The sequence below is a fragment of the uncultured Campylobacter sp. genome, assembly GCF_938018035.1.
GTDB lineage: Bacteria > Campylobacterota > Campylobacteria > Campylobacterales > Campylobacteraceae > Campylobacter_B.
In genome coordinates this window covers 1-1,060 of the sequence record NZ_CALIJF010000324.1, presented here as the reverse complement: position 1 = coordinate 1,060, position 1,060 = coordinate 1, and the positions used below count along the sequence as shown (strand labels likewise).

At 39.5% G+C, this 1,060-nt stretch carries 1 protein-coding gene; it reads left to right on the top strand.

Annotation, left to right across the window (positions count from 1 at the left end; genetic code table 11):
- Window positions 1-90: 90 nt before the first annotated feature.
- Complete coding sequence (locus tag Q0257_RS09680; protein ID WP_298024437.1) at window positions 91-957, top strand: alpha/beta hydrolase; 867 nt, start codon at window positions 91-93, stop codon at window positions 955-957.
- Window positions 958-1,060 lie beyond the last annotated feature (103 nt).

The window sequence follows — 1,060 nt, the reverse complement described above, 5'->3', positions numbered from 1 at the left end:
GTTTCAAATGGAATTAAATTTAATATGATAAATTCCATATATACTGAACTGGCGTAAAATTTTATCTTAAATCGAAGGAGGCGCGCCGCGATGCAGAAGAATAACGTTGATATAAATGGCATAAATATAGTCTATTATAGTGCGGGCAATGCGAGCGAGAGCATTTTCTTGCTACACGGAGGCGGGGTTGATTCTGCAATGCTTTCGTGGAAAGAGATCATACCACTACTTAGCAACGAATATCGCGTCATAGTGCCCGATTTACCGGGATACGGCGATAGTGATAAGATAAAGGGCGAGTATTCTTTAAAATTTTATACGGAAATCTTAAAAGCCTTTATTGAGAAATTAAGCGATGGACCTATAGTTTTGGTTGGTATTTCGCTAGGCGGCGGTATTAGTATAAATTTGAGCTTGAACTATCCTGAGTTAATAAAAATTCTAGTGCCGCTCGATGCATGGGGATTATTTAAAAAGCTACCACGTCATAGGCTTTTGTACTGGTTCGTGCATTCAAGGCTAAATGATAATTTAAACGCTTTGGTTTGTAAATTTCCATCTATAATCAAATTCTCGCTTAGATATAATCTTTTCGGTGATAAGTCCAAGATTAGCAATGAATTGGTTTGCGAAATAATCGAAGCGATGAAAAAACCGGACGCCGACAGAGCTTTTATTTCGTTTCAGCGAAGCGAGATAAAAAAGGAAGGAGTTGCAACCGATCTGTTCTCTCGACTTAATGAGATTAAAATCCCAGTATTATTGGTCCACGGATCTTTGGATAAATTAATCCCGCTAGAAGGAGCCGTCCAGGCGAGCAAAATAATACCTAATTGCGAAATTTATATAATGCAAGGCTGTAAACACTGGCCCGCAAAAGAAAGACCGCAGGAATTCGCTGCTGTTTTAAAATCGTATATAAAGAGGCACAATGGTCGCTTGCACTTTAGAACTTAACACCCATTAATTCCGCGCGGCACCGCAGAATTTTACCTAGTAATTCTCACTCGTTGTTTCCCGCGATCGTTTCGATTAGTTTGCGTTTGTTGCGGCGGTTGTA